The sequence below is a fragment of the Pseudoflavonifractor sp. An85 genome (assembly GCF_002161235.1).
Taxonomy (GTDB): domain Bacteria; phylum Bacillota; class Clostridia; order Oscillospirales; family Oscillospiraceae; genus Enterenecus.
In genome coordinates this window covers 1-25,174 of sequence record NZ_NFHE01000020.1, presented here as the reverse complement: position 1 = coordinate 25,174, position 25,174 = coordinate 1, and the positions used below count along the sequence as shown (strand labels likewise).

The following is a 25,174-nucleotide window of genomic DNA, read 5'->3' as shown; positions in this document are numbered from 1 at the left end:
CCTCTCTACCCCTGAGTCAACCAGAAGTCGAGAAGCGTAAACTGCCAGATGGTTGTATATCCGCTATAATTATGCCATGATTATCTCACCTGAATCAAAGGAGTGGTCTTACCGTGAAAAAAACACTGGGGACACGCATCGCTGAGCTACGCAAGGAGAAAGGAATGACCCAGCTGGAACTGGCCCAGCAGATGGGGGTCACCGACAAAGCGGTATCCAAATGGGAGCGAGACCTGTCCTGTCCCGACATCAACACCATCCCCCGTCTGGCAGAAACGCTGGGGGTGTCCATGGATGACCTGATGCAAATCTACACCTCGGACAAGCCGGAGCCTGAAATCCACATCCACCTGTCCACCATCGCCCGAGCGGTGGCTCTAGCCATGGGCGTGGCGGTGGTGGTGCTGCTGCTCTTGGGCGAGTTGACCGTCCTCAACGGCATGGGTATGCTGGGCATCGGGGTAGCCTGTTCCGCCTTGGCTCAGTTTGATAAGCGCAATTAAAGAACGTTAAAGAATCCCCCGGAATCTGTCATTTCCGGGGGAATTTTTTGCTTTTTCACGTTACTCTCCAGCTTGCTCTTGGTCCAAAGGGAAAAACAAGGTCAAACGGAATTCTCTTTTTTCCTTATCCATGTCCGTCACCACCGCTCCACGATATTTTTGTACGGTCCTCTTGATGTTGTCCAAACCGAAGCCGTGCAGCTCCTTATCCCGCTTTGTGGTGCGGAATACCCCGTTTTCCCCGTGTAGCTGCCCGGAATAACCATTTTTTATGGTAACCACCAGGTTGTTGGCGTTGGTGCCGCCCCGAATGTCAATGTAGCGCAGATCCTGTCGCTCTACCCCTAAACACGACTCCACTGCATTGTCCAGGGCGTTGCCCATGATGACGCACAGGTCAAAATCCTCGATAAACAATCCAGCGCTGAAATCCAACATCACATGGACTTCCGCCTGATGTTTGATGGCTCCTGCCAGCTTCTCCTCCATCAGAGCGTCCAGCAGGCTATGGCCTGTGCGTATCTGAATCTCTTTCTGTCCGCCCTGCCCCAGAAAGGAGTCGATATACTCCAAAGCTCCCGCTTCTTCCCCGCTCTGGATCAGGGTACGCAGGGTGAGCATATGATTTTTCAAATCGTGTCGAAGTTGGCGCACCTCCAGGTCCTTCTTTTGGCGATGGCGAATGCTGTTGAGCAGCGTCTGAGCTGTTGCTGCCTGAAACCGGTATGCAGCACTTTCCTGCAATTTTCTTTGGTAATGTTCCGACAACAACAGGCATCCCAACAGGGCCACCTGCAAAACAATGAAGTAGACTGTGGTCTCCATGGATGTGTACCCTTCCCCGTAGGTCAACGGGAGCTGGGTCGCCTTTAGGTACGTGCTCATGATGGTGATGGTGGCCACCATCACCCCTCGTGACCGCCCCACCTGGTGAACCTGGCGCAGGGGCAGCTTTCGGCATACATATGCGTACACCACAACGGAAAACCCGTTGACCAAACAGGCACAAATGCACTCATTGACCAGGGGAATCCCTGTGATGGGAACCGAGCCCCGCAACACAGCGCCAGTAAGCGGGGTGAGAAAAATACTGTGACACACCGTGCACACCGTGGCACAGAACGCAGAAGCATACAAAGCCAATGACATGCGGCATCCTGTCGCCGCCAAGACGTAGCCTACATACACCACAAATCGCCAGGCAAACCTCACCCACGCCCCGGCATATTCCTGCAAAAAACCCACTGGATACAGCGGAAACGTGAGTAGGAGAATCAAGCTTGCCACAATTTTTCTCTTTTTGTCCACAAAATCGCTGGATTCTGTGGTCTGGAAAAAGAGATATGCAAATACCACATCACATAAAAAGGCTATGAAATCCCCTAAGGCAATCATAGAACTTCCCCCACAAATCTGGAATAGGCCAATAAAAACTCCTGCCTGCGGTATTTACTCACAGGAACCTGATCCCCATTCTCCATGGTCACAGTGGAAAAATCAATGCGTACGATGCGCTTTAAATTGATCAAATAGCTTTTGTGGCATCGGAAAAAGGAAGCGGTTTTTGTTTTTTCCTCCACCACAGAGAGGGGGATTTTGTATGTCCTTACCCCCTGCTTCATGACCATTTTCGTCTTGTGCTGAATCACTTCCGCGTAGATGATGTCGTCCAGCTGTAGCACTTCAGTGCTGGTCCCATCGTTGACCACCATGGAAGCACCTTTGTTTTGATCCAAGTTTTTATCCAACTGGGCAAACGCCTCATTGAGCTGACGCCGCAAGGCCACATATTGAACCGGTTTGGCCAAAAAGGAGAAGGCGTGTACTTCATAGCCCTCCAGGGCGTACTCCGTCATAGAGGTAATAAAAATAATGATGCAGTCCACCCCACACCGACGCAAATGGCGCGCCACATCCATTCCATTGGTACCGTCCATGCCAATGTCCAGTAACAATACATCCAGGTCGGGGGGAAGATGGTCCAACAAATCCTCTCCCGACGAAAAATAAAACACCTGGAGTTCCTCCTGGCTCTCCTGCTCCATCAGTTCCAGGCAATCCGAAATCCGCTTTAAACTCAAAGCCTCGTCGTCACAAACGGCAATTCTGCGTTTCATATCTTCACCCCGTCATCCAGTTGCGCTCGAAATTTGTCCTCTCGCGCAACCCATCCTCCATGTAAGTCTGCCATTGTTCTAATTGCGCAAAGTATATTGATAATATAACAAGTTTTGTGTATATATTTAACCATAAATTTATACAAAATGCAAGATTGTATCACAGGAAGGAGGAATTGTGCAGACCGATTCCATACACCAAACGATGAAAAGAGAGGAGCAATGATTATGACATCTGGTACCCAAAACAAGCGCGGCTCAAAGGTCGCAACACGAGCCTTCCTGATTTCTCTGGTCGTTATGATCCTGATGTCCCTGGTCAACTGGGGCATCATTTCTTCCTGGGGCAAGGTAGACATCACCCCCATGACCCTGGTGGGCGACGACGGGACAAAATACACCGGTATCTTGTACGTTCCCGACAATGCCACCACAGAAAATCCCGCCCCCGCCATCATCATGGCCCATGGCATTTCCGGCAACGCCAGAAACCATGAATCCTGGGCCATGGAGTTTGCACGCCGTGGATTCGTGGCCCTGTCCGTGGACTGGATGGGCAACGGTGACAGCGAATATGACGGCGTGATGTTCAACACCCCCCGTTACCCCGCCCTGGAGCAGTATTACGACTACCTGCTGGACATGACCATTGTGGATCATGATCGCATTGTTGCCTCCGGTCACTCCATGGGTACGGACGCTGCCTTTGTGTTGTCCTCGAAGTACGACCCCATTGCCTGCATGCTGTGCAACCTGTGTCCCCCTCCTTCCTTCGGTGGAGACTACACCTATGACGGCAACATTCTGTTTTTGAGCGGCACGGCCGACAAATCCGCCTCCGAGCTGACCTACCTGCCCAATGTCCAGAAGGCCCTGGACATCAGCAACCGTGGTATTGAAAATGTCCAATATGAAACCCTGTATGGCTCCTTTGAGGAAGGAAATGCGGTCCTGGTCACCCGCCTGCAGGATATGATCCACGAGGGCGCCTTCGTCAACTCCGAGTGCATCAACATCCTGCTGGATTTCGCTCAAGAAGCTGTAGGTATTGAAAATGTGCCCAACTACATCTCCGGGGACAATCAGCTGTGGTTCCTCAAAGACGTCGCTGGCCTCATCGGCATGTTCAGCTTCCTGGCCTTCATCCTCACCTTCGCCATCTTCCTCATCGAGCAGCTTCCCTTCTTCTCCACCATCCGTCAGCCCATGCCCCGCAACATCGGTCTGCGCGGCCCCGGCATGGCCATTTCCATTGTGGCCGCCCTGCTGTTCCCCCTGATCGTGTTGTACACCGGCAGTATGGGAATCTACACCCTCATCGACAAGGTCTTCTCGAAGAATTTGTTCGGCGGTGGATACGCCAACTATGCCCTGGCCGTCATCATCGGCCTGAATCTGCTGGGTCTGTGTATGCTGTTCCTGTTCAAGTTCACCGAGGGCAAGAAGAAAAATGCCGTTTTGGCCGAATACGGTCTAACCTATGTGGGCGAGAACAAGTTGAACTTCAAACTCATTGGCAAAGCCCTGCTGTTGGCCCTGGTGGTGCTGTGCGTGGCCTTCTCCTACCTGTCCTTGCAGCGCACCCTGCTGGGCACCGACTTCTACTGTCTGTTCTTCGGCTTCCGCCCCGTGGTCTGGCACAACATGCTGCACTACATCCCCTACATCGTGGTGTGGATGATTTGCTTCGTCATCGCCAGCATCGGCATGAATGTGGAGCGCAGACTTCCCGACACCGGGCATCCGGTGCGCGACATGGTTGTGTCCTGTGTGTTTAACTCCGTGCTGGCCATGGGTGTCATTACCCTGATGGTCATCATTGAAAATGCCGTGCAGATCAACATCGGCAGCACCACCCGCGCCCTGGCCAGCTGGGGCATCGACATCTCCCGCCTGTGGGGCATGCCTGTGGGCATGACCATGGCTGGTATTGGCCAAACCTATTTGTACCGCAAAACAGGTTCTGTCTGGGTGGGCGCGTTCGTCATGGGCATCCTGTGTGCCTTCTGCTGCGTCCTCTACGGACAGTTCCGTCTCTGAGCCTCTTTTATACAAAAAACATCTCCCAGCCTGTGGCTGGGAGATGTTTTTTCTCACTTATGAAACAGCTTATTGCTCTGATACTGGGGGGTGCAGGTCATGCGCAGGCCCAGCTTCTGATACACGGTGCTGTCGGCGGCGGACAGAATCACCGAGGAGTGGGCGTCGCAGCCCCGCAGCTTGTCCAGCTGGGACAGAGCCAGATCCGCCTGGGGATCGGTGGCGGCGGAGATGGCCAGGGCAATGAGCACCTCGTCGCTGTGCAGACGGGGATTCTGGCTGCCCAGGTGCTGAATTTTCACCTTCTGAATGGGCTCAATGGCCTCCCGGGAGATCATGTGCACCTCGTCTCCCAGACCGGCCAGCTTCTTCAAGGCGTTGAGCAGGGCGGCGGAGGAGGAGCCCATGAGCTCGGTGGTCTTGCCGGTGACGATGGTGCCGTCAGGCAGCTCGATGGCGGCGGCGGGCTCCCCCGTCTCCTCGGCCCGAGCCTCGGCAGCGGCCACCACGGGGCGGTCAGCGGTGGACACCCCGGCCTGCTTCATCAGCAGCTCCAGCTTGTACACGCTCTCCTTGTCCCCCTGCCCCCGGCGCACGTCGCACAGGGCAGTGTAGTAGCGGCGGATGATCTCCTGGCAGGCGGCTTCTCGCACCGCCTCATCGTCCACGATGCAGTTGCCCGCCATGTTCACGCCCATATCAGTGGGGGACTTATAGGGGCTCTCCCCCATGATCTGCTCGAACATGGCCCGGAGCACGGGGAACACCTCAATGTCCCGGTTGTAGTTCACCGTGGTCTCCCCGTAGGCCTGGAGGTGGAAGTGGTCAATCATATTCACGTCGTTGAGGTCCACGGTGGCGGCCTCGTAGGCCAGGTTCACCGGGTGCTGGAGAGGCAGGTTCCAGATAGGGAAGGTCTCAAACTTGGCATAGCCCGCCTTCACCCCACGGCGGTGGTGGTGATACAGCTGGGACAAACAGGTGGCCATTTTTCCGGACCCGGGGCCGGGGGCGGTGACCACCACCAGGGGGCGAGTGGTCTCGATATAGTCGTTGCGGCCATAGCCCTCGTCGGAGACGATATGGGGGATGTCGTGGGGATACCCGGCAATGGGGTAGTGGAGATACACGGTGACACCCAAGTCCTCCAAGCGGTGCTTGAAGTTGTCCACGGCGGACTGGCCGGCGTACTGGGTGATAACTACGCTGCCCACGTACAGGCCCTTGGAGCGGAAGGTGTCAATGAGGCGCAGCACGTCCTCGTCATAGGTGATGCCCAGGTCGCCCCGCACCTTGTTTTGCTCAATGGCGGCGGCGTTGATGGCAATGACCACCTCTACACTATCCTTGAGCTCCAGCAGCATGCGGATCTTGCTGTCCGGGGCAAACCCGGGCAGCACCCGGGATGCATGGTAGTCGTCAAAGAGCTTGCCGCCAAACTCCAGATACAATTTGCCGCCAAACTGGGAAATCCGCTCCCGAATGTGGGCAGACTGCATTTCCAGATACTTTTGATTGTCAAAACCGATTTTATTTGCCATCCTCACACGTCGGCTCCCGGCCACCCGGAAGCCATCCTCCCTCTTTACACATTATCCCCGAAATTTTATCACATATCCCACCGTCAAACAAGGATTTTCTCAAAAAACACCCTCCATTTCCCGCACGAGAAATGGAGGGTATTTTTGTCGAATTTGCCTCTTGTCACAGTTCTCGCTTCTGATAGAAGCGGATGGACAGCCACCAGGAGCCGAGGTAGATCAACACTGCCACCCCGGCCACCACCGCCAGAGGCCACAGCCCGCCTCCCATCACCTGCACCTGGAACCCAATTCCGGCCAGCACAGTAGCCGCGGCGGTAAACAGACCAATGGTAATGTAAAAGGCCATACGCCCCTTCTCCGCCCCATACTTGAATACATAAGGCAGGATCACGGCAGGCCCTATGCACCCCAACACCAACAGGGCGGTTCCCACCAAAGCAAACTGCTCCAGAACAAATCCCTCTCCCGTCAGCATACGCACGGTAGTGGCTGCCATGGAAACGAGAAATGCCACCGCTCCGAAACACAGGCCCACCAAATACTTGGCGCTCACCAGCTGCACCCGGGTGTAGGGCAGCGTCCCACTGTAAGCCGTCCACTTGTCATGCTCGTCGTAGGAAAGCAAGGTCATGGGTATCACGCTGGCAATCATGATGGGGTAAATCAGGAAGAAGATATTATCCTCTCCCACAAACGATACAGCCAAAAACACCGCCACAATCACAAGAAACGCCCGGCAGTAGCGCCACGACAGATAAAAATCTTTGAGTAGCAATCCCTTCATGTTACGCCGCCTCCTTCACCATAAAGATAAACAGCTCTTCAATGCTCACAGGGCTCACCGGCATCCCGGCAGGCACGCCGTCCCGGCGCACCAGGGCCTCCACCCCGTAGGGGGATGCCTTCACCCCGCGCACCGCCTCCTCATTCAGCTCAGAGAGTTGCTCCTTGGAGCAGTGAATGAGCCCGTACTCCTCCAACAGCCGGTCCTTCTCCTCGCACAGCATCAGCTTTCCCTGATGCAAAAAGGCAATGTAGTCGCAGATTTTCTCCAAATCGCTGACGATGTGGGAGGAAATGAGCACCGCATGGCTCTCGTCCCGGGTAAACTCGCTGAACATGCTCACCACTTCGTCCCGCACCACCGGGTCTAAGCCCGAGGTGGCCTCGTCCAAGATGAGCAGCTTGGGGTGGTGGGACAGGGCCACCGCAATGCCCAGCTTCATCTTCATGCCCTTGGAATACTCCTTAAAGGGGCGTTTTTCGGGTAAATCCAGCTGTTTGAGATACTGGGCGTACAGTTCTTTATCCCACTTGGTAAAGGTGTGGGCCATGATTTTTCCCACTTGCACGGCATTGAGGCAAGAGGGAATGCCCACCTCGTCCAGCACCACCCCGATGTCCTGCTTGGTGAGGATCATATCCTCCCGGTTGTCCCGGCCCAGGAGGGTGATGGTGCCCTCATCCCGGCGGATCATGTCCAGAATCAGCTTGATGGTGGTGCTCTTGCCCGCTCCATTCTCGCCAATGAGCCCCATGATGCACCCACAGGGCAGGGTGAGATTCAGGTTGTCCAGGGTAAATTCCCCGTAATGTTTGGTCAAATTCCGAATTTCCAGTGCGTTCATGCTCTCACTCCTCCATACTCAGGCGGAACATCTCCAGCAGTTCCTCTCGGGTTAGCTGGCAAGTGGCCGCCAGCCGTCCAATCTCCTCCATGTGGGCCTCAATCTGCTTCAAGGTCTCCTCCCGCAGCAGCTCCACATTCTTGGGGGCCACGAAACAGCCCTTTCCCGGCAGGGTGTAGATGAATCCCTCCCGCTCCAACTCCTCATAGGCCCGTTTGGTGGTAATGACGCTGATGCGCAAGTCCTTGGCCAAGTTGCGGATGGAGGGCAGGGCCTGGTCCGCCTCCAGTTCTCCGCTGATGATCTGATGTTTGATCTGGGTGTAAATCTGGTCGTAAATGGGGGCCCCGCTGCGGTTGTCGATGCAAAGATTCACCCCATCACCTCCTATCTGTGTATATACAGTATATACAGTAGATACAGAGTTGTCAAGAGGATTTTGCCCCCCTTGCCATTTGCCCTCCACATCTCTATAATGGAGGGCAAAGCGCACACACAGGGGGTGTACCATGAAGACCATAGCCATCATTGACGACGACATCCACATTGGCAATGTGTTGGAGGAGCTGCTGCGCCAGGAGGGGTATGAGGTGCTGCGGGCCTACTCGGGCACCGAGGCGCTGTACCTTCTCTCCCAGCACCGCCCCCACCTGGTGCTGCTGGATTTGATGCTCCCCGGCCTGTCCGGAGAGGAAGTGCTGCCCCACATCCAGGGCATCCCTGTCATTGTGCTCAGCGCCAAGGGAGACGTGGAGGACAAGGTGGAGCTGCTCCAGTCCGGGGCGGTGGACTACATCACCAAGCCCTTTCATCCCTCTGAGCTGCTGGCCCGCATTGGGGTGCAGCTGCGCCGCCCCCAGCAGGAGGCAGACCAACAGGTGCTCACCGTGGGGGACTTGACCCTGGACCCCCTGTCCCGTCAGGTGACGGTGGCGGGGCAGGACGTGCACCTGACCAAGACGGAGTACGCCATTTTGAAGCTGTTTCTCCAAAACCCTCACCAGGCCATGGCCAAGAGTGTGATTTTGGAGCGCATCAGCCTGGACACTCCCGACTGCACCGACAGCTCTCTCAAGCAGCACATGAGCAACCTGCGAAAGAAGCTGCGCCAGGTCACGGGCAAGGAGTACCTCCAGTCGGTGTGGGGCATTGGCTTCCGGCTGGCAGAATTTTAAAATCTTGACCCTTTCTTGACGGGTTTCTTTGCCGCTGTCTTGACCTTTCCCTGCTATACTACCTCCATCAACAAGAAGGAGTATTTGATATGATCCAATGGTGTAAGCGACACCCGGTTTTGTTTATGGCCGGATATCTGGTATTCTACCTGGTGTTCTTCTCCGTGCTGGAGACGGTGATCGTCCAGCCGGACTGGGTGGTCCACTGCTTTGTGGACGACTGGATTCCCTTTTGCAAATATGCCGTCATTCCCTATTTCGCCTGGTTTGTGTGGGTACCCGCCACCCTCTTTTGGCTGCTGCTCACCCAGCCCCGGCAGGATTTTTGGCGGCTGTGCCTGCCCCTGTTCGGGGGCATGACCCTGTGTCTGGTGCTGTGCGCCCTCATCCCCAACGGGGTAAATCTGCGCCCCCAGGGGCTGGAGGGGACGGATTTCTTCTCCCAACTGGTGCGAGGGCTGTGGAGCGTAGACACCAACACCAACGTCTGGCCCTCCATTCACGCCTTCAACTCCATGACGGTGGCGCTGAGCTACCACCGCTGGGCCAAAGCCAAGCCCTCCCCCTCCCGCCGGGTGGTGTGGGTGTGTATGCAGCTTTTGAATCTGTCCATCCTGGCCTCCACGGTGCTGCTGCGCCAGCACAGCGTCATTGACCTGTTCTGCGGGGTGGGTCTGGCCCTGGTGCTGGACTATGTGGCGGGGTATGTGACCCAGCACGCCACCACCTGGGTGGAGCAGGAGGCGTAAGCCATGGAATCCGTGCTCACCACCCGTGGTCTGAGCAAGACCTACGGCTCCTGCCACGCCCTGCGCAACCTGTCCATGGAGGTACCCAAAGGGGCCATTTACGGCCTGGTGGGCCGGAATGGAGCGGGAAAAACCACCCTGATTCGCCTTCTCTGCGGTCTCCAGACCCCCACCGCCGGAAGCTACACCCTGTACGGGGTGGATCATACCGACAAGGCCATCCACACCGTGCGCCAGCGCATGGGGGCGGTGGTGGAGTCCCCCGCCATCTATCAAGACCTATCCGCCATAAACAATTTGAAGATGCAGGCCCAGGTGTTGGGCCTGCCCTCCCAGGAGGACCTTCCCCACCTGTTGGGGCTTGTGGGACTGGAGGACACAGGGAAGAAAAAAGTGCGCCACTTCTCCCTGGGTATGCGCCAGCGCCTGGGCATTGCCATGGCCCTGGTGGGAAGCCCCGACTTTTTGGTGCTGGATGAACCGGTAAATGGGCTGGACCCCCAGGGCATTGTGGAAATGCGGGAGCTGCTGCTACGGCTGAACCGAGAAAAACAGATCACCATTCTCCTCTCCAGCCACATTCTGGACGAGCTGGCCCGTCTGGCCACCCACTACGGGTTTATGGACCGGGGCCGGATGGTGCAGCAGATCACCGCCAGCCAGGTGGAGGCCGCCTGCCGCAAATGTACCCATGTGGAGGTGTCCGACGTGGCCATTTTGGCCCGGGTGCTGGACGGGATGGGGCTGGACTACACCATTCTCTCCTCCCACTCTGCGGACATCTACGCCCACCCCCATGTGACGGAGTTGGTGCAGGCCTTGGCGGACGCCGGGTGCCAGGTGTCCTCCATGCACCAGCACGATGAGAGCTTGGAGAGCTACTACATGAGCCTGGTGGGAGGTGACGCGCGTGGGTAACCTGTTGCGGGCCGACTTCTTCCGCCTGTGGCGGAGCAAGAGCTTCTGGGCCTGTATGATTTTTCAGGTGGGGACAGGGGCCTTTGTTCCGGTGTCCTGCTATCTGTATGCCATTCAGAATCCCTTTCCCAGTTCTCAGCACCTGGACGAAGAGCTTTTGAGCTTTCTCCCCTTTGAGTGCATCCTCGCCGCCCTCTTCTGTACCCTGTTTATCGGCACCGATTACAGCGACGGCTCTGTGCGCAACAAACTGGTGGTGGGGCACCGCCGCTGGGAAATTTACCTCAGCCATCTGGTGACCTGCACCGCTGGCTATCTGTTGATGTGTGTGGGCTACCTTCTGCCCTATCTGGCCGTAGGCATCCCCCTGTTCGGATTTCTTCAGAAGGATGCGTCCACCGTTTTGGCCTATCTGGGCGCCACTCTGGTGCTCACCGTGGCCCTGACCTCTTTGTATGCCATGCTGGCCATGCTCATTTCCAACCGGTCCGTGTCCGCTGTGGTGGCCCTGGTGCTATCTTTTGTCCTGCTGCTATCCGGCAGCTACCTGTACTCCTACTTGAACTATCCACCCACCTATACCCAACTGACCTACGATCCGGTGACAGGCGCCATGGTGGAGAAGGAGACGAAATACCCCTTTTATCTGGAGGGTACCAAGCGGGACGTGTACCAACTGCTGTGCGACGTCTCCCCTGGGGGACAGGTGATGCAGTGCACTGCCTGGGACGCTCCCAACCTGCCCCTTCTGCCCGTGTACTCCGCCGCCCTCACCGTGGTGACCACTGGCGTGGGGCTGTGGCTGTTCCGGCGCAAAGATTTGAAATAGAGGTCCAAACATGAAGGTTTTACCCTGGCTTTTGGTGGCCCTGTTGGGCCTTGTGGTCCTGCTTTTGGCAGGAAAGATATACAGTATGCGCAAAGCCGCCCGCCAGTTGCGCCAAGGACTGGCCCAGCGGCTCGTGGAGGACACCAACACCTTGCTCACCCTGTCCTGCGGCGATGGGGAAATGAAGGCCCTGGCCAACGACCTCAACCGCCAGCTGGCCCAGCTGCGAGGGGAGCGGCAGCGGTACCAGCAGGGGGATTTGGAGCTGAAAGAGGCCATCACCAACATTTCCCACGACCTGCGCACCCCGCTCACCGCCATGGTGGGCTATCTGGAGCTATTGAAACGGGAGGAGAAGTCAGAGAAGGTGGAACGCTACCTCTCCCAAATTTCCAACCGCACCCAGGTGCTTCACCAGCTGTCCGAGGAGCTATTTGCCTACTCCCTGCTCACCGCTCCCCAGCCCCTCCACCCTCAACCGGTGGACCTGCGGGGGCTGGTGGAGGAGGCGCTGCTGTCCCACTACGGGGCCATGGAGCAGCGGGGCATGACCCCCACCATTCAGCTGCCAGAGGGGCGGGTGGCGCGCACTCTGGACCCCACCGCCGTGGGGCGAGTGCTGGGCAACCTCCTGGGCAATGCCTTAAAGTACAGCGCCGGGGACCTCTCCGTCACCCTGACCCAGGACGGGGTGCTCACCTTTGCAAATTCCGCCCCCGCGCTCAACGAAGTGCTGGTGCAGCGGCTGTTTGACCGGTTCTTCACCGTGGACACCGCCCGCCACTCCACCGGCCTGGGCCTGTCCATTGCCAAGCTGCTCACCCAGCAGATGGGCGGCGCCTTGGAAGCCGCCTACCGGGAGGGGAAGCTGGTCATCACCCTGGTATTCCCTCCTAACCCCTCATAAGCATGCAAAAACCCCCCGTCGCCTCGACGGGGGGTTTTTGCTCTATGAAAGGAGTTGATACCAGAGGTGCGATCTTACCGCTGGCTGCGGCCCAATTCCAGGCCTGTCACAAACGCTTGCTTATTCAGGGGCAGCAGCTTGGGCTTCTTGCCCAGCTTGTGCTCGATGGTGTTCCACACCACGTCGGCGGGCACCACTTCGGTGTAACCCACATACACGCCCAACATGATGACGTTGAGACCTTGGCGTTGCCCATCTCCAGGGCCATCTCAGTGACGGGAGCCTTGACCACCTTCACATCGGTGCGGTCAATCTCGTTCTCGTCCACGATGGAGCTGTTGATGAACAGGGTGCCGTTCTCCTTCAGGGTGGGGAGGAACTTCTTCAGAGAGGGGCCGTTCATGACGATCAAATCGTCCATCACGTCGCCCAGAGGGGTGCCGATCATCCCGTCGGAGATGACCACGAAGCAGTTGGCGGTGCCGCCGCGCTGCTCTGCGCCATAGGAGGGGAAGAAGGTCACATTCTTGTCGGTGGCATCACAGGTGGCAGATGCCAGGAACTTGCCCAGGGTCATGACGCCCTGGCCGCCGAATCCGGCTACACACAGATTGGTTTCCATGCCTTACACTCCCTCCTTGGAACGATCTCGAATGACGCCCAGGGGGAACTCGGGGAGCATCTTCTCCTCGATGAAATCCAGGGTGTCCAGGGGGTCCAGACCCCAGTTGGTGGGGCAGTTGCTGACGATCTCCACCATGGAGAAGCCCTTGCCATCCAGCTGGTTCTGGAAGGCCTTCTTGATGGCGTTCTTGGTCTTAATCACGTTTTGCGGGGTGTTGCAGCTGGTGCGCTCCAGGTAGTAGGGAGCGGTGAGCTGGTTGAGGATCTCACACATGTGCATGGGGTAGCCATGCTCCTCAGCGATACGGCCCTTGGGAGCGGTGGAGGCCTTCATACCCAGCAGGGTGGTGGGGGCCATCTGACCGCCGGTCATGCCGTAAATACCGTTGTTGATGAAGATGACGGTGACATTCTCACCGCGGTTGGCGGCGGAAATGGACTCGCCCAGGCCGATGGAAGCGAAGTCTCCGTCGCCCTGATAGGTGAAGATCAGGCTGTCGGGGCTGGTGCGCTTCATGCCGGTGGCCACGGCGCAGGCGCGGCCGTGGGGGGCGGTGATGGTGTCATAGGCGATGTAGTCCATGTGCAGGCCGCAGCAGCCGATGCCGGTGATCATGACGGCCTTGTCCACAATATTCATCTCTTCCAGCACTTCACCGATGAGCTTGACCACGGTGGAGTGCATGCATCCAGGGCAGAAGCCGGAGACCTTGTCCTCCTGGATGGTTTTGGTGCGGGAATAAATCTTTTCCATGTTTCTTCTCCCCCTTACTTGGCCAGAATGGCGTCCACAGCTTCCAGGACGGCTTCCCGGCTCATGATGTTACCGCCGGAGCACAGGCAGGTCTCGATGGGGCAGCGGCCCTTGACACCGGCCTGCACATCCTGCACCAGCTGGGCGGGAATGGACATCTCCACGTCCAGAACCGCCTTACACACGTCGTAGTTGATGTGATCGAAGGAGGCATAGGGGAAGGGATGGACGGTGATGGGACGAATCAGTCCCACCTTCTTGCCGGCGGCGCGGCAGATGTCCACCACAGACTTGCCGATACGGCCGGAGATGCCGTAGGCGGCGATGACCACCTCGGCGTCCTCCACCTGGTACTCCTCCACCATAATGTCCTTCTCCCAGGTGGCGTACATGGCAGCGGCCTTCTCGTTCTCTGCCTGCATCTTCTTGGTGTCCCACTGGCCGGGCTGGATCCAGGCGCGGTTGGCGTAGTCCAGCTGGTGGCCGGTGCAGGCCCACTTGGCCTTGCCGGCGCGGATGGCGGCAATCTCCTCATCGCTCTTCATCTCGGGCAGCTCCACGGGCTCCATCATGGTGCCGATGACGCCGTCAGCCAGGATGAGCACGGGGTTCATGTCACGGTCTGCGTAGTCAAAAGCGGCGTAGGTCAGGTCCACAGCCTCCTGCACGGTGGCGGGAGCCAGCACCATCATCTCAAAGCCGCCGTTGCCGGAGGCCTTGGTGGCCTGGAAGTAGTCCTGCTGAGCGGGCTGAATGGCGCCCACGCCGGGGCCGCCACGGGAGACGTTGGCATACACCATGGGGATACGGGCATGTAGGGGGAGACCATCTCCACCGTGCGCCGGTGGCCGTCCAGAAACTCCTGGGCGGTGGTGGTCAGGCCGTTGTTGGGGTTGCTCACCAGCATCAGCTGGCCCAACTGCACGTGGGACACGCCCAGAATCTTGCCCAAGGTGCCGTCAATGTGGTCGATGTTGTCCGACCAGGGGCGGTAGGAGTTGATGACGTAAAACACCGCCGTGTGGGGCTTGTTCAGCTGCGGAGCAAAGCCTCCAATGGAGCGCGCGCCGATGTAGTCCCCGCCCACGTCCAGCACCACCAGACAGTTCTCATCCCGCAGGTGGGGCATCACGCCGCCCACCAGGGTGGGCGCGTCCATAAACTACTCCTGATAGTGAACCTGTACCCCGGCTCGGCTCAGCTCCTCCTCCACGTCCCGGGAGCGAAACAGCGGCTTGGTCATGTCCAAGTCAAAGAAGTGGACAGTCTTGTCCGTGCGCTGGGCCAACTGCTTGGCAAAGCTGATGGCAATTTCACTTTTGCCGCTGCCCGCCTCGCCCACAAAGACAAAGTTGTGGCGGCCCTCCAGCTGACTCCAAATGGCTTGCATAAACCACGCCTCCTCCCCACGGTTTTGGGCCGCAGCCCCGGGGTCCTCTCACGTTCTGGACTAAGTATACTCCGGTTGTTTGCATTTTGCAAGATATATAATGCAAGAATTTTTCCACAAATCCGAGCCTGGGAATCTGTTCATCTTGCCCATGGTCAATTCCCTGGGAGATTCTCCTTTTTTGGGCGGAAAAGGGGGTGGACAGAGGGGAAAAATATAGTATACTGAAAGGTGATTGTTTTTCTACGGGAAGGGGGAAGCGGCATGGAGCAAAAAACCGCTCTGGTAGTGGTGTCCTACGGGGTCAGTCGCCCTTCTGCCCTGCCTCCCCTCACCGCCATTGCCCACCAAGTGGGACAAGCATTTCCAAATCTACCCCTCATCCACGCCTTTACCAGCCGCTTTTTACGGGATGCCCTGGCCAAGGGGGGCGGGCCAGACATTCCCCATGTGTCCCAGGCCCTGGACCGGCTGGCGGAAGAAGGGTACACCCAGATACTTCTCCAGCCCACCCACCTGCTCCCCGGGGGAGAATATCAGGCCATGATGGACCAGCTGGAGGGGTATGCCTCCCGGCTCTCCTTCTCTGTGGGTTCACCTCTGCTCCACACCCCTCAGGACGTGGAGGCGGTGGCCGCGGCGCTGCCCGCCTGTCTGCCCCCTCTGGCCCCGGACACAGGGGCCCTGTTTCTGGGCCACGGCACCAGCCATGAGGCCCACGGGGTCTACGCCCAGTTGGAGCAGGCCCTCCACCGCCAGGGCCACACCAACCTGTATGTGGGCACCCTCACCGGCGGGTTGACCCCCCAACAAACCGCCCAGCGGATGCACCACCTGACCCGGCTGTACGTCCACCCCCTGACGGTGGTGTGCGGCGTGCACGCCATGCGGGACATGCTGGAAGGAGCGGAGAGTTGGTGCGGACAGCTGCACCAGGCGGGGCTGCACGTGGAGGGCATCCCCCAGGGCTTGGGGGACTGCGCCGCCATCCGCCGCCTGTTTGTCTCCCACGCCCAGCAGGCGGCCCGTACCTTCCTACCTATATATAGAAATGAGGCTCGTCCATGATGGTTTTAATGTCCAGCCTGGAGCACAATCTGGCTCCCATCGACCTGCGGGAGGCCCTGTCCTTCACCGCCACCCAGGTCCAGCGGCTCAACGCCCACATTGCCCAGCTGCCCAACATCCAGGGGTGTGTCATTCTGTCCACCTGCAACCGCACCGAAATCTACCTGTGCTGTGAGGACTCCTGCCACCCCGGCCAGGTGCTGTGCCACGCCGCAGGGGTGGATTTTGCACCCTTCTCCGCCGCCTTTGTCACCCGCCAGGGCGGGGATGCGGTGGAACACCTGATGCAGGTAGCGGCAGGGTTGCGCTCGAGAGTGTGGGGAGAGGACCAGATTCTGGCCCAGGTCAAGCGGGCCATCACCCTGGCCCGGGACAGTCACTCCACCCACCCCATGCTGGAAACCCTGTTCCGCTCCGCCATCTCCGCCGGGAAGGAGATCCGCTCCACCGTGCGCCTCACCTCCCTGCCCACCTCGGCAGCCAGCCAGGGAGTGGAACTTCTGCGCCAGCACCTGGGCAGCCTGGAGGGGAAGCGGGCTCTGGTCATCGGCAACGGAGAGATGGGCAAGCTGTCCGCCCGTCTACTCCATCAGGCGGGATGCCGGGTGATGGTGACCCTGCGCACCTATCGGCACGGGGAGACGGTGGTGCCCTCGGGCTGCGAAGCTCAGCCCTATGACCGCCGATTTGAACTTCTGGACGGAGTGGATATCCTGGTCTCCGCCACCGCCAGCCCCCACTACACCGTCACCGTGGAACAGCTGGCCGAAGTTACCAAACTCCCCCAGGCCATGGTGGACTTGGCCATCCCCCGGGACATTGAGCCCCAGGTGGGGCAGCTTCCCGGGGTAAAGCTATTCAACGTGGACGACCTGATGGATACCGCTCCTCTACATACGGTGCCCGAAGAAGTGTTGGAGATTTTGGACAAGCACCAGCGGCAATTTTACCGCTGGCTCAATTACAAGGTGGGCCTGCCCCTGATGGACGACTTGAAGCTGTCCATTGTCCAGCGGCTTACCGCCACCCCCCAGCTCACCGAGGAGGAACTGGACCCGGAGGAGCTCATTGCCCTCACCGTACAGCGCACCGTGGAACTGCTGGTGGGCGGCCTGCCCACCCCGCCCGACCCGGACAGCCTGCGCCAGTGCGCCCAGAAAATTCGGGCACACACCACAGGAAAGGGGTGAGAGACATGGGCCAGTACCCACGTTTCCCCCTGTTTATCGACCTTACGGGCCAAAAAGTGGTGCTGGTGGGGGGCGGGAACATTGCCTTGCGCCGGACCCGGACCCTGCTGCAATTTGGGGCACAGGTGGTGGTGATTGCCCCCACGTTGCACCCCGACATGCCCCCCGTGATCCATGTAGGCCGTCCCTACCTCCCCGGCGACCTGGAGGGGGCCACCCTGGCGGTGGCTGCCACCGACTGCCGGGAAACCAATAAGCAAGTGGCCCAGGAGGCCAAAGACCGGGGCATCCCGGTGAGCGTGGCCGATGACCCCCGAGCCTGCACCTACTTTTTCCCCGCCGTGTGCGTGGGAGAGGGGCTGGTGGCCGGTGTGGTGGGGGATGGCAGCGACCACGCCCGCACCGCCCGCGTAGCACAACAGATTCGAGAACTCATGGAGGACTCCATATGAAAATACGCATTGGTAGCCGGGACAGCCGGCTGGCCGTGATTCAAAGCGAGATGGTGATAGACGCCATCCGGGCCTATAATCCCACCGCCGATGTGGAACTGGTGACCATGAAAACCACCGGCGACCTCATCTTAGACCGACCCCTGAGCCAGATTGGGGGAAAGGGTCTGTTTGTCAAAGAGCTGGACCGTGCCCTTCTGGAGGGCCGGGTGGACTTCACCGTCCACTCCAGCAAGGACCTGCCCATGGACATCCCCCCGGAACTGCCTCTGGTGGCCTTCTCCCACCGGGCAGACCCCCGGGACGCCCTGGTGCTCCCCCAAGGGGTGGACACCCTGGATCCCGAAAAGCCCATCGGCTGCGCCTCCCTGCGCCGCACCCTCCAGCTGAAAAAGCTGTTCCCCCACCACCCGGTGGCCCCGGTGCGGGGCAACGTGCAGACCCGTCTGGCCAAATTGGACCGGGGCGAGTATTCCGCCCTGGTGCTAGCCTGCGCCGGACTGGACCGGCTGGGCCTGGAGGGCCGCATTTCCCGCCGCTTCCCGGTGGAGGAAATGCTCCCCGCCGCCGGTCAGGGCATTTTGGCGGTGCAGAGCCGCCAAGGGGTGGACACCTCCTATCTCTCCCGCTTCCATGACCCGGTGGCGGCGGTGTGCCTCACCGCCGAGCGGGCCTTTGTGGGGGCTTTGGAGGGGGGCTGCTCCTCCCCTGTGGCCGCCCACGCCACGGTGGACGGGGACACCGTCACCCTCACCGGGTTCTATGTCAACGGTGAGGGCGAATCTTACATCGAAACCAGCCGCGCCGCCTGTGCCGACGCCCGGGAAATGGGCGCGGAGCTGGCACGGCGTATGAGGAGGGATCACCCATGATGGGACATGTGACGTTGGTGGGGGCAGGCCCCGGTGACCCTGGCCTGCTCACCATAAAAGGAAAAAAAGCCATTGAAAACGCCCAAGTGGTGGTGTATGACCGGCTGGTGAGTCCGGAAATTCTGGCTCTCATCCCCCCCACTGCCAAGGCCATTGACGTGGGCAAGCGGGTGAATGTGCACCCAGTGCCCCAGGAGGAGATCAACCAGATTCTCTTGCGGGAGGCCCTGGGGGGCGCCAACGTGGTGCGCCTCAAAGGGGGCGACCCCTTCCTCTTTGGCCGGGGCGGCGAGGAGCTGGAGCTGCTGGCCCAGCACCATGTGCCCTTCCAGGTGGTGCCTGGGGTCACCTCCGCCCTGGCAGTGCCCGCCTACGGCGGCATTCCGGTGACTCACCGGGACTGCTGCTCCTCCCTGCACATTGTCACCGGACACCAGCGAGCGGGCAAAGAGCTGGACATCGACTTTGACGCCCTGGTGGCCACCAAAGGAACCCTAGTGTTCCTCATGGGCGTGTCCGCCCTGCCCCAGATCTGCGAAGGACTGCTGAACGCAGGCATGGACCCCGACACCCCCGCCGCCATCGTGGAGCGGGGCACCACTCCCGCCCAGCGGCGGGTCAGCGCCACCCTGGCCACCCTGGTCCAGGCCGCCCGGGATCACCAGGTGGTAAGCCCCGCCATCAGCGTGGTGGGTGGGGTGTGCGCCCTGGCCGATTCCTTCGACTGGTTCGACGCTCTGCCCCTGAAGGGCCGCACCTTTGTGGTCACCCGCCCCGCTGCCCGCAAGGGCACCCTGGCCCAGGGCCTGCGGGAGCTGGGGGCCAAGGTGTGGGAGTATCCTTGCATTCACACCACCCCCATCACCCCTTGTTCTCTCCTTACCGCCGCTATGGAGCATCTGGAGGACTACCAGTGGATTGCCTTCACCAGCCCTGTGGGAGTGCAGGTGTTTTTCGACGCTTTGAACGCTCTGGGCAAGGACAGCCGTGCCCTGGGCAGCGTAAAGCTGGCCGCCATCGGCCCCGGCACCGCCGCCGCTTTGAAAAAGCACGGCCTGACGGCGGACTATGTCCCCGGGGTGTACTCCGCCCAGGACTTGGGCCAGGGCATCCCCGCCACGGGAAAGGTGTTGCTGCCCCGGGCAGAAGAGGGTTCTCCCCTGCTCACCCAAGCGCTCACAGAACGTGGCATCCCCTATGAGGAACTTGCCGTGTACACCACCCATTACGATAACCCCCGCTCCCCGGAGCTGAGAGAAGCGCTGGAGAAGAGGGAGCTGTCCTACGTCACCTTCACCTCCGCCTCCACCGTGAAAGGCTTTGTGGCCTCGGTGGGCGAGGATGCTCCTCTGGGCAACATCACGGGTTTGTGCATCGGCGCACAGACCGCCCAGGAGGCCCAGCGCCACGGCATCCCCGTTTTGATCGCAGAGGAAGCCACCATTCCCGGCCTGCTGCGGCTGGCCCAGACTTTGTAATAGAAGGAGGAATTCCAAATGGAATTGACCCATAGACCCCGCCGTCTGCGCACCTGTCCCGAAGTGCGCAGCCTGTGCCGGGAGACCCGCCTGTCTCCCGACAGCCTCATCTACCCCATTTTTGTGGATGAAACCCTCCAAGGCACCCGCCCCATCCCCTCCCTGCCCGGACAGTTCCACTACGGCCTGGACAGCGTGTGTCAGGCGGTGGAGGAGTACCTGGCCCACGGCGTGACCAAGTGCATCCTCTTCGGTCTTCCCGCCCACAAGGATGAGATCGGCTCCTCCGCCTGGGACGACAACGGGGTGGTGCAGCAGGCCATCCGCACCATCAAGGAAAAGTATCCCCATTTCTACGTCATCGCCGACGTGTGCATGTGCGAGTACACCAGCCACGGACACTGTGGCATTTTGTGTGGGGATCACGTGGACAACGACGCCACCCTCCCCCGGCTGGTGGACATCACCCTGTCCTATGCCCGGGCCGGGGTGGACATGGTGGCCCCCTCGGACATGATGGATGGCCGTATTGGGGCCATGCGGAAGGCCCTGGACGAGGCCGGGTTTGTCAACCTGCCCATCATGGCCTATTCCGCCAAATACGCCTCCTCCTTCTACGGCCCCTTCCGGGATGCCGCCGGTTCCGCCCCCTCCTTTGGCGACCGCAAAGGCTACCAGATGGACCCCCACAACGCCCGGGAGGCCCTGCGGGAGTGCGCTCTGGACGTGGAAGAAGGGGCGGACATCCTCATGGTCAAGCCCGCTTTGAGCTACTTAGATGTACTGTATCGGTGCAAGGAAGCCTTCAACCTGCCCATGTGCGCCTACTCCGTCTCCGGCGAGTACGCCATGATTAAAGCCGCCGCGGCCGCCGGTCTGGTGGACGAATATAAAATGATGTGTGAAGTGGCCCTGTCCATCTACCGGGCCGGGGCAGACATGCTTATCACCTACTCCGCCAAGGAACTGGCGGACGCTATGAAACGGGGGGACATCGGATGAATCTCCACAATTCGGAAGAACTCTTTGCCGCCGCCTGTCAGGTACTCCCCGGCGGGGTCAACAGCCCTGTGCGGGCCTACCGCTCTGTGGGGCTCACCCCCCGGTTTATCCAGCGGGCGGACGGCAGCCACATCTATGACGTAGAAGGCCGCCGCTACATCGACTATGTGTGTTCCTGGGGTCCCATGATTTTGGGCCACAACCATCCCGTCATCCGGGAGGCGGTGGAGAAAGCCGTGGTGGACGGCCTGAGCTTCGGAGCCCCCACCCCCCGGGAGGTGGAGATTGCCCAGCTGATGGTGGAGATGGTGCCCGGGCTGGAAATGGTGCGTATGGTCAACTCCGGCACCGAGGCGGTGATGTCCGCGTTGCGTCTGGCCCGTGGGGCCACCGGCCGGGACAAGCTCATCAAGTTTGAGGGTTGCTACCACGGCCACAGCGACTGCATGCTGGTCAACGCCGGCTCCTCCGCTCTGGCGGGAGGCCACCCCTCTTCCTCCGGCGTCCCCGTAGGGGCCGCCAAGGACACCCTCACCGCCCAGTTTAACGACCTTGCCAGCGTCCAGGCCCTACTGGAAGCCAATCCGGGCCAGGTGGCCGCCGTCATCGTGGAGCCGGTGGCCGCCAACATGGGCGTGGTGGGCCCCGTCCCCGGCTTCTTGCAGGGGCTGCGGGAGCTGTGCGATGCCCACGGCACCCTGCTCATCTTCGACGAGGTCATCACCGGCTTCCGTCTGGCCCCCGGTGGTGCTCAGGAGTACTTTGGGGTGAAGGCGGATCTGGTCACTTACGGTAAAATCATCGGCGGCGGCATGCCCGTGGGCGCTTATGGCGGCAGCCGCGCCCTCATGGAGCACGTGGCCCCCTGCGGCAGCGTCTACCAGGCGGGCACCCTCAGCGGCAACCCCGTGGCCATGGCCGCTGGTCTTGCTCAGCTGCGCTATCTCCACGACCATCCCCAGGTGTACACCCACATCAACGACATGGGTGCATCGCTGGCCCAGGACATGGGTAAGCTGTGTGAGAAGTCCCCGGTGCCTGTGGCCATCAATCAGGTGGGCTCCCTCCTCTCCCCCTTCTTCACGCCCACCGAAGTGTCCACCTTTGTGGATGCCAAGGGCAGCGACGTGGGGATGTACGCCCGCTACTTCGGCGAAATGCTCCAGCGGGGCATCTACCTGGCCCCCGCCCAGTTCGAGGCCATGTTCCTCTCGGACGCCCACAGCGGGGAGGATTTGACCGCCACTTTGGAAGCCTTCCAGCAGACCCTGGAGGCCCTGTCTCACTAATATTCGGAGGTAACGATATGAAAGAAATTATCCTGCTCAAGCAGGGCGAAATGGTACTCAAGGGCCTCAACCGTCGGGCCTTTGAGGAGAAGCTCATGGGCAACGCCAAGCGGCGGCTGAAAAAGTACGGATCCTTCAAGGTGTACACCCGCCAGTCCACCACCTACATTGAGCCCCAGGACGAGTTCTGCGACTTTGAAGGGGCCTGGGAGGCCATGGGCAAGCTGTTTGGCGTGGCGGGCCTGTGCCGGGCCCGGGCCTGCGCCAAGGACAAGGACGCCATTCTGGAGTGCGTCAAGGAATACCTGGGGGCCGAGCTGTCCATGGCCCGCTCCTTCAAGGTGGAGACCAAGCGGGCGGACAAGACCTTCCCCATGACCTCCATCCAGCTGTCCCAGTATGTGGGCGGCGAGCTCCACGACGCCTACCCCCATCTGATTGCCGACATGCATCACCCCCAGTTCACCGTCCATGTGGAGGTGCGGGACTTTGATGCCTTTGTCCACGCCAACCCCACCGAGGGTGCCGGCGGTCTGCCCATTGGCGTGGGTGGCCGTGCCCTGTCCCTGCTGTCCGGCGGCATTGACTCCCCCGTGGCCTCCTGGATGATCGCCAAGCGGGGCGTCATTGTGGACATGATCCACTTCTACTCCTACCCTTACACCTCCCCCGAGGCCAAGGAGAAGGTTCTGGATCTGGCTCGGCTGCTGGTGCCCTACACCGGCAAGACCTGCGTGCATGTGGTGCCTTTCACCAAGATTCAGGAGGAGCTGCGCCGCTCCTGCCCCGAGAATCTGTTCACCATTCTCATGCGCCGGTTCATGATGCGCATTGCCTGCCGGGTAGCGGAGAAAAACGGCATTCAGGCCCTGGTCACCGGCGAGTCCGTGGGCCAGGTGGCCAGCCAGACCCTGGAGGCCATGGCCTGCACCAATGCCGTGTGCACCGTGCCGGTGCTGCGCCCGGTGGTGGGCATGGATAAGGAGGAGATCGTGCGCATTTCCCGCAAGATCGGCACCTTTGAGACCTCTATCCTCCCCTACGAGGACTGCTGCACCGTGTTCACTCCCAAGCACCCCCGCACCAAGCCGAAGGTGGAGGAACTAGTGGAGGCTGAGCAGAGCCTGGACATTGACGCTATGGTGGAAGAAGCCGTGGCGGGCATTGAGCGGGTATTGCTGGATTTCTAAGCCATACAAAAAGCCCAGAAACGTAAGAGTATCGCTTACGTTTCTGGGCCTTTTCCCATTATTCACGCTCTTCTGTCCGCCAATAGCCCTGGGCATTCCGCTCCAGCAGCCCCTCCCCCACCAGGTCCCGGCGAAGGGTACACACGTCGTCATGGTACCGGGCCAAGATGGCGTTTACCTCCGGCTCGGAGTAGATGCGTTGAGGCTGAAACTGCTGAACCAACGCCTGAAGCACAATGCGCTTTTTTTTGCGCTGGGCCGGGATGGTTTTCAGCCGTCCGTCCTGGAAATAGGAGTCCAGCACGTGCTGGCGGTATGCCTGGTCCCGCTGGGCCTGGAGGTCCGCCTCCTCCGACTCCTTCTGCACAATGTCCAGGATGGTGGTGTCAAAGAGGGCCCGGTTTAAGGTGTACATGGTGTAATACTGGCTCTTGTAGGAGGACACCGCCCCGGCCTGGGCCAACTTTTTCAGGTGGAAGGACACGGTGGCGGCAGTCAGTCCTAATCGCTGGGCCAGCCGCTCCACATACATGTCCTCCACCGCCAGGGATTTCAATATTTGCAGCCGGGACTTGTCCGCCAAGCACTTGAACAGGCCAATGGCCTCCGTCTCCGTCATGCCTTGGCCCCCCAAACACTCCGGAAGGTGCAGCCCACATTCTCCACAGCTTCCAGCTTCAACCGCTCCAGGTGGGCGGCTATCTCGTCCCCCCGGGCCGTTGCTTTTTCCCAGGCCTCCACCCAGTGGCTAGGAATCTCCTCCAGTTTTTTGAGGAAGAAGGCCTCCACACCCTGGGGATTTCCGGGGTTTTGTTCCACAGCTACATTCAGAATTGTGGAAAAAATGCCATACACATTGCCCTGGATGGCCTGGAAGTTGGCCTCGTCCCCCCGGTCGTCCGCCACGAGCTGGGCTCTAGCCTGGGCGCACTGGGCCACGCGCTGCTCCAGGTACTCCTTCATGCGGGATAACTTCTGATCCATGGTCTGTTCTCCTCTCTCATTGGGTTATTCTATTTATATACTTATCTAATCAGTTTGTCAATACTATTTAGACAGTTATCTATTTAACTCCACTCCTTTCACATGTGCTATTATAAAGAAGGTTGTCATTTATGTTATAAGATGTTTCCACACCGTACAAAACAAGGCGTAAACCTCCATGTTAATGTTAGTGGACAAATTGCCAACACTCCTTGCTTGCCACCAAAGCTGCATCCATATATATTTAAATCACCATATTCAAGGAGGGCTTTTATAGAATGAAGTTTAATGAAAAACTTTTATCCCTTAGAAAATCAAAGGGCTTATCTCAGGAGGAATTGGGAATGGAACTTTATAATGGTCTCATAAATTAAGACACTTTTTCGGACAATTTTTAATGAATCTGATATACTAAAATCAATACGAAAGAGAGGATTCATTACTATGTCCAGACAAAGAAGAAGTTTTAGC

General features: G+C 59.3%; 27 protein-coding genes and 1 pseudogene. 15 read left to right on the top strand and 13 right to left on the bottom strand.

Annotated features, from left to right (window positions below):
* Positions 1–113 precede the first annotated feature (113 nt).
* Complete coding sequence (locus B5G37_RS09975) at positions 114–503, top strand: helix-turn-helix transcriptional regulator (protein ID WP_087257031.1); 390 nt, start codon at positions 114–116, stop codon at positions 501–503.
* A gap of 60 nt (positions 504–563) precedes the next feature.
* On the opposite strand, the gene B5G37_RS09970 is transcribed toward B5G37_RS09975, so the two are convergent.
* The gene (locus B5G37_RS09970) at positions 564–1,652 is read right to left on the bottom strand and encodes a sensor histidine kinase (protein ID WP_158099393.1); all 1,089 of its coding nucleotides are present in this window, start codon (positions 1,650–1,652) and stop codon (positions 564–566) included.
* Between the two features lie 242 nt (positions 1,653–1,894).
* Positions 1,895–2,620: a LytTR family DNA-binding domain-containing protein gene (locus B5G37_RS09965; RefSeq protein WP_087257026.1), complete on the bottom strand. Its 726-nt coding sequence runs from the start codon at positions 2,618–2,620 to the stop codon at positions 1,895–1,897.
* Positions 2,621–2,848: 228 nt separating this feature from the next.
* On the opposite strand from B5G37_RS09965, the gene B5G37_RS09960 reads away from it, so the two are divergent.
* Complete coding sequence (locus B5G37_RS09960; RefSeq protein WP_087257024.1) at positions 2,849–4,660, top strand: alpha/beta fold hydrolase; 1,812 nt, start codon at positions 2,849–2,851, stop codon at positions 4,658–4,660.
* A gap of 53 nt (positions 4,661–4,713) precedes the next feature.
* Here B5G37_RS09960 and B5G37_RS09955 read toward each other — a convergent pair whose 3' ends face one another.
* The 4 genes from B5G37_RS09955 to B5G37_RS09940 form a co-directional block, all read right to left on the bottom strand.
* Entirely contained in the window at positions 4,714–6,201 is a 1,488-nt protein-coding gene (locus tag B5G37_RS09955) for a DUF1846 domain-containing protein (RefSeq protein ID WP_087257022.1), read from the bottom strand.
* Positions 6,202–6,364: 163 nt separating this feature from the next.
* Positions 6,365–6,988 (bottom strand): ABC-2 transporter permease, encoded by a 624-nt coding sequence (locus tag B5G37_RS09950; RefSeq protein ID WP_087257021.1) that lies wholly within the window; start codon positions 6,986–6,988, stop codon positions 6,365–6,367.
* Position 6,989: 1 nt separating this feature from the next.
* Complete coding sequence (locus B5G37_RS09945) at positions 6,990–7,832, bottom strand: ABC transporter ATP-binding protein (protein WP_087257019.1); 843 nt, start codon at positions 7,830–7,832, stop codon at positions 6,990–6,992.
* A 4-nt stretch (positions 7,833–7,836) separates the two neighbouring features.
* Entirely contained in the window at positions 7,837–8,208 is a 372-nt protein-coding gene (locus tag B5G37_RS09940) for a GntR family transcriptional regulator (RefSeq protein ID WP_087257016.1), read from the bottom strand.
* Between the two features lie 133 nt (positions 8,209–8,341).
* Here B5G37_RS09940 and B5G37_RS09935 point away from each other — a divergent pair, with 133 nt between their 5' ends.
* The 5 genes from B5G37_RS09935 (at position 8,342) to B5G37_RS09915 (ending at position 12,410) form a co-directional block, all read left to right on the top strand.
* On the top strand, positions 8,342–9,007 hold the full coding sequence (locus B5G37_RS09935) for a response regulator transcription factor (RefSeq protein ID WP_087257014.1): 666 nt from the start codon (positions 8,342–8,344) through the stop codon (positions 9,005–9,007).
* Positions 9,008–9,096: 89 nt separating this feature from the next.
* Entirely contained in the window at positions 9,097–9,756 is a 660-nt protein-coding gene (locus tag B5G37_RS09930; RefSeq protein WP_087257011.1) for a phosphatase PAP2 family protein, read from the top strand.
* A gap of 3 nt (positions 9,757–9,759) precedes the next feature.
* The gene (locus tag B5G37_RS09925; RefSeq protein ID WP_087257009.1) at positions 9,760–10,674 is read left to right on the top strand and encodes an ABC transporter ATP-binding protein; all 915 of its coding nucleotides are present in this window, start codon (positions 9,760–9,762) and stop codon (positions 10,672–10,674) included.
* A complete protein-coding gene (locus tag B5G37_RS09920) occupies positions 10,667–11,503 on the top strand; it encodes an ABC transporter permease subunit (protein WP_158099392.1) in 837 nt (278 codons plus the stop codon). Before B5G37_RS09925 ends, B5G37_RS09920 begins: the two co-directional genes overlap by 8 nt.
* Positions 11,504–11,513: 10 nt before the next feature.
* On the top strand, positions 11,514–12,410 hold the full coding sequence (locus tag B5G37_RS09915) for a HAMP domain-containing sensor histidine kinase (RefSeq protein ID WP_087257004.1): 897 nt from the start codon (positions 11,514–11,516) through the stop codon (positions 12,408–12,410).
* 74 nt (positions 12,411–12,484) lie between these two features.
* Here the strand turns inward: B5G37_RS09915 and B5G37_RS09910 are convergent.
* The 5 genes and pseudogenes from B5G37_RS09910 to B5G37_RS15780 all read right to left on the bottom strand — a co-directional run bounded on the left by B5G37_RS09910 (position 12,485) and on the right by B5G37_RS15780 (position 15,178).
* A pseudogene (locus B5G37_RS09910) lies at positions 12,485–12,987 on the bottom strand (2-oxoacid:acceptor oxidoreductase family protein).
* Between the two features lie 48 nt (positions 12,988–13,035).
* Positions 13,036–13,788 (bottom strand): thiamine pyrophosphate-dependent enzyme, encoded by a 753-nt coding sequence (locus tag B5G37_RS09905; RefSeq protein ID WP_087257001.1) that lies wholly within the window; start codon positions 13,786–13,788, stop codon positions 13,036–13,038.
* 14 nt (positions 13,789–13,802) lie between these two features.
* On the bottom strand, positions 13,803–14,552 hold the full coding sequence (locus B5G37_RS09900; RefSeq protein ID WP_242962864.1) for a hypothetical protein: 750 nt from the start codon (positions 14,550–14,552) through the stop codon (positions 13,803–13,805).
* Positions 14,477–14,947, bottom strand: a complete 471-nt coding sequence (locus B5G37_RS15785; protein ID WP_242962863.1) for a TniB family NTP-binding protein — start codon at positions 14,945–14,947, stop codon at positions 14,477–14,479. Before B5G37_RS15785 ends, B5G37_RS09900 begins: the two co-directional genes overlap by 76 nt.
* 3 nt (positions 14,948–14,950) lie before the next feature.
* Positions 14,951–15,178 carry an ATP-binding protein gene (locus tag B5G37_RS15780; RefSeq protein WP_087256998.1) on the bottom strand — a complete coding sequence of 76 codons (228 nt, stop codon included), beginning with the start codon at positions 15,176–15,178 and terminating at the stop codon, positions 14,951–14,953.
* Between the two features lie 264 nt (positions 15,179–15,442).
* Between B5G37_RS15780 and B5G37_RS09890 the strand changes: the two genes are divergently transcribed.
* The 8 genes from B5G37_RS09890 to thiI are packed head-to-tail and all read left to right on the top strand — an operon-like array spanning position 15,443 to position 23,719.
* Positions 15,443–16,246, top strand: coding sequence for a sirohydrochlorin cobaltochelatase (locus B5G37_RS09890; RefSeq protein WP_087256996.1), 804 nt, complete (start codon positions 15,443–15,445; stop codon positions 16,244–16,246).
* On the top strand, positions 16,243–17,436 hold the full coding sequence (gene hemA / locus B5G37_RS09885; RefSeq protein ID WP_242962862.1) for a glutamyl-tRNA reductase: 1,194 nt from the start codon (positions 16,243–16,245) through the stop codon (positions 17,434–17,436). The genes B5G37_RS09890 and hemA overlap by 4 nt, the downstream gene beginning before the upstream one ends.
* Positions 17,437–17,441: 5 nt before the next feature.
* On the top strand, positions 17,442–17,888 hold the full coding sequence (locus B5G37_RS15775) for an NAD(P)-dependent oxidoreductase (RefSeq protein WP_242962861.1): 447 nt from the start codon (positions 17,442–17,444) through the stop codon (positions 17,886–17,888).
* A complete protein-coding gene (hemC, locus tag B5G37_RS09880) occupies positions 17,885–18,760 on the top strand; it encodes a hydroxymethylbilane synthase (protein ID WP_087256993.1) in 876 nt (291 codons plus the stop codon). Before B5G37_RS15775 ends, hemC begins: the two co-directional genes overlap by 4 nt.
* The gene (gene cobA, locus B5G37_RS15565; protein ID WP_204217908.1) at positions 18,757–20,238 is read left to right on the top strand and encodes a uroporphyrinogen-III C-methyltransferase; all 1,482 of its coding nucleotides are present in this window, start codon (positions 18,757–18,759) and stop codon (positions 20,236–20,238) included. The genes hemC and cobA overlap by 4 nt, the downstream gene beginning before the upstream one ends.
* Positions 20,239–20,256: 18 nt before the next feature.
* Positions 20,257–21,240, top strand: a complete 984-nt coding sequence (gene hemB, locus B5G37_RS15560; protein WP_204217907.1) for a porphobilinogen synthase — start codon at positions 20,257–20,259, stop codon at positions 21,238–21,240.
* Complete coding sequence (hemL, locus tag B5G37_RS09870) at positions 21,237–22,529, top strand: glutamate-1-semialdehyde 2,1-aminomutase (protein ID WP_087256991.1); 1,293 nt, start codon at positions 21,237–21,239, stop codon at positions 22,527–22,529. The genes hemB and hemL overlap by 4 nt, the downstream gene beginning before the upstream one ends.
* Positions 22,530–22,546: 17 nt before the next feature.
* Positions 22,547–23,719, top strand: coding sequence for a tRNA uracil 4-sulfurtransferase ThiI (gene thiI, locus B5G37_RS09865; protein ID WP_087256988.1), 1,173 nt, complete (start codon positions 22,547–22,549; stop codon positions 23,717–23,719).
* 58 nt (positions 23,720–23,777) lie between these two features.
* On the opposite strand, the gene B5G37_RS09860 is transcribed toward thiI, so the two are convergent.
* Both B5G37_RS09860 and B5G37_RS09855 read right to left on the bottom strand, forming a co-directional pair.
* A complete protein-coding gene (locus B5G37_RS09860) occupies positions 23,778–24,338 on the bottom strand; it encodes a metalloregulator ArsR/SmtB family transcription factor (RefSeq protein WP_087256986.1) in 561 nt (186 codons plus the stop codon).
* On the bottom strand, positions 24,335–24,703 hold the full coding sequence (locus tag B5G37_RS09855) for a hypothetical protein (protein ID WP_087256985.1): 369 nt from the start codon (positions 24,701–24,703) through the stop codon (positions 24,335–24,337). The genes B5G37_RS09860 and B5G37_RS09855 overlap by 4 nt, the downstream gene beginning before the upstream one ends.
* Positions 24,704–25,174: the final 471 nt, after the last annotated feature.

What these genes read in the sequence shown, in the direction of transcription:
- B5G37_RS09970 (WP_158099393.1), bottom strand. Translation starts at nt 1,652, where the DNA reads ATGTCATTGGCTTTGTATGCTTCTGCGTTCTGTGCCACGGTGTGCACG.
- B5G37_RS09965 (WP_087257026.1), bottom strand. Translation starts at nt 2,620, where the DNA reads ATGAAACGCAGAATTGCCGTTTGTGACGACGAGGCTTTGAGTTTAAAG.
- B5G37_RS09960 (WP_087257024.1), top strand. Translation starts at nt 2,849, where the DNA reads ATGACATCTGGTACCCAAAACAAGCGCGGCTCAAAGGTCGCAACACGA.
- B5G37_RS09955 (WP_087257022.1), bottom strand. Translation starts at nt 6,201, where the DNA reads ATGGCAAATAAAATCGGTTTTGACAATCAAAAGTATCTGGAAATGCAG.
- B5G37_RS09950 (WP_087257021.1), bottom strand. Translation starts at nt 6,988, where the DNA reads ATGAAGGGATTGCTACTCAAAGATTTTTATCTGTCGTGGCGCTACTGC.
- B5G37_RS09945 (WP_087257019.1), bottom strand. Translation starts at nt 7,832, where the DNA reads ATGAACGCACTGGAAATTCGGAATTTGACCAAACATTACGGGGAATTT.
- B5G37_RS09935 (WP_087257014.1), top strand. Translation starts at nt 8,342, where the DNA reads ATGAAGACCATAGCCATCATTGACGACGACATCCACATTGGCAATGTG.
- B5G37_RS09930 (WP_087257011.1), top strand. Translation starts at nt 9,097, where the DNA reads ATGATCCAATGGTGTAAGCGACACCCGGTTTTGTTTATGGCCGGATAT.
- B5G37_RS09925 (WP_087257009.1), top strand. Translation starts at nt 9,760, where the DNA reads ATGGAATCCGTGCTCACCACCCGTGGTCTGAGCAAGACCTACGGCTCC.
- B5G37_RS09915 (WP_087257004.1), top strand. Translation starts at nt 11,514, where the DNA reads ATGAAGGTTTTACCCTGGCTTTTGGTGGCCCTGTTGGGCCTTGTGGTC.
- B5G37_RS09905 (WP_087257001.1), bottom strand. Translation starts at nt 13,788, where the DNA reads ATGGAAAAGATTTATTCCCGCACCAAAACCATCCAGGAGGACAAGGTC.
- B5G37_RS15785 (WP_242962863.1), bottom strand. Translation starts at nt 14,947, where the DNA reads ATGGACGCGCCCACCCTGGTGGGCGGCGTGATGCCCCACCTGCGGGAT.
- B5G37_RS15780 (WP_087256998.1), bottom strand. Translation starts at nt 15,178, where the DNA reads ATGCAAGCCATTTGGAGTCAGCTGGAGGGCCGCCACAACTTTGTCTTT.
- B5G37_RS09890 (WP_087256996.1), top strand. Translation starts at nt 15,443, where the DNA reads ATGGAGCAAAAAACCGCTCTGGTAGTGGTGTCCTACGGGGTCAGTCGC.
- hemA (WP_242962862.1), top strand. Translation starts at nt 16,243, where the DNA reads ATGATGGTTTTAATGTCCAGCCTGGAGCACAATCTGGCTCCCATCGAC.
- B5G37_RS15775 (WP_242962861.1), top strand. Translation starts at nt 17,442, where the DNA reads ATGGGCCAGTACCCACGTTTCCCCCTGTTTATCGACCTTACGGGCCAA.
- hemC (WP_087256993.1), top strand. Translation starts at nt 17,885, where the DNA reads ATGAAAATACGCATTGGTAGCCGGGACAGCCGGCTGGCCGTGATTCAA.
- cobA (WP_204217908.1), top strand. Translation starts at nt 18,757, where the DNA reads ATGATGGGACATGTGACGTTGGTGGGGGCAGGCCCCGGTGACCCTGGC.
- hemB (WP_204217907.1), top strand. Translation starts at nt 20,257, where the DNA reads ATGGAATTGACCCATAGACCCCGCCGTCTGCGCACCTGTCCCGAAGTG.
- hemL (WP_087256991.1), top strand. Translation starts at nt 21,237, where the DNA reads ATGAATCTCCACAATTCGGAAGAACTCTTTGCCGCCGCCTGTCAGGTA.
- thiI (WP_087256988.1), top strand. Translation starts at nt 22,547, where the DNA reads ATGAAAGAAATTATCCTGCTCAAGCAGGGCGAAATGGTACTCAAGGGC.
- B5G37_RS09860 (WP_087256986.1), bottom strand. Translation starts at nt 24,338, where the DNA reads ATGACGGAGACGGAGGCCATTGGCCTGTTCAAGTGCTTGGCGGACAAG.
- B5G37_RS09855 (WP_087256985.1), bottom strand. Translation starts at nt 24,703, where the DNA reads ATGGATCAGAAGTTATCCCGCATGAAGGAGTACCTGGAGCAGCGCGTG.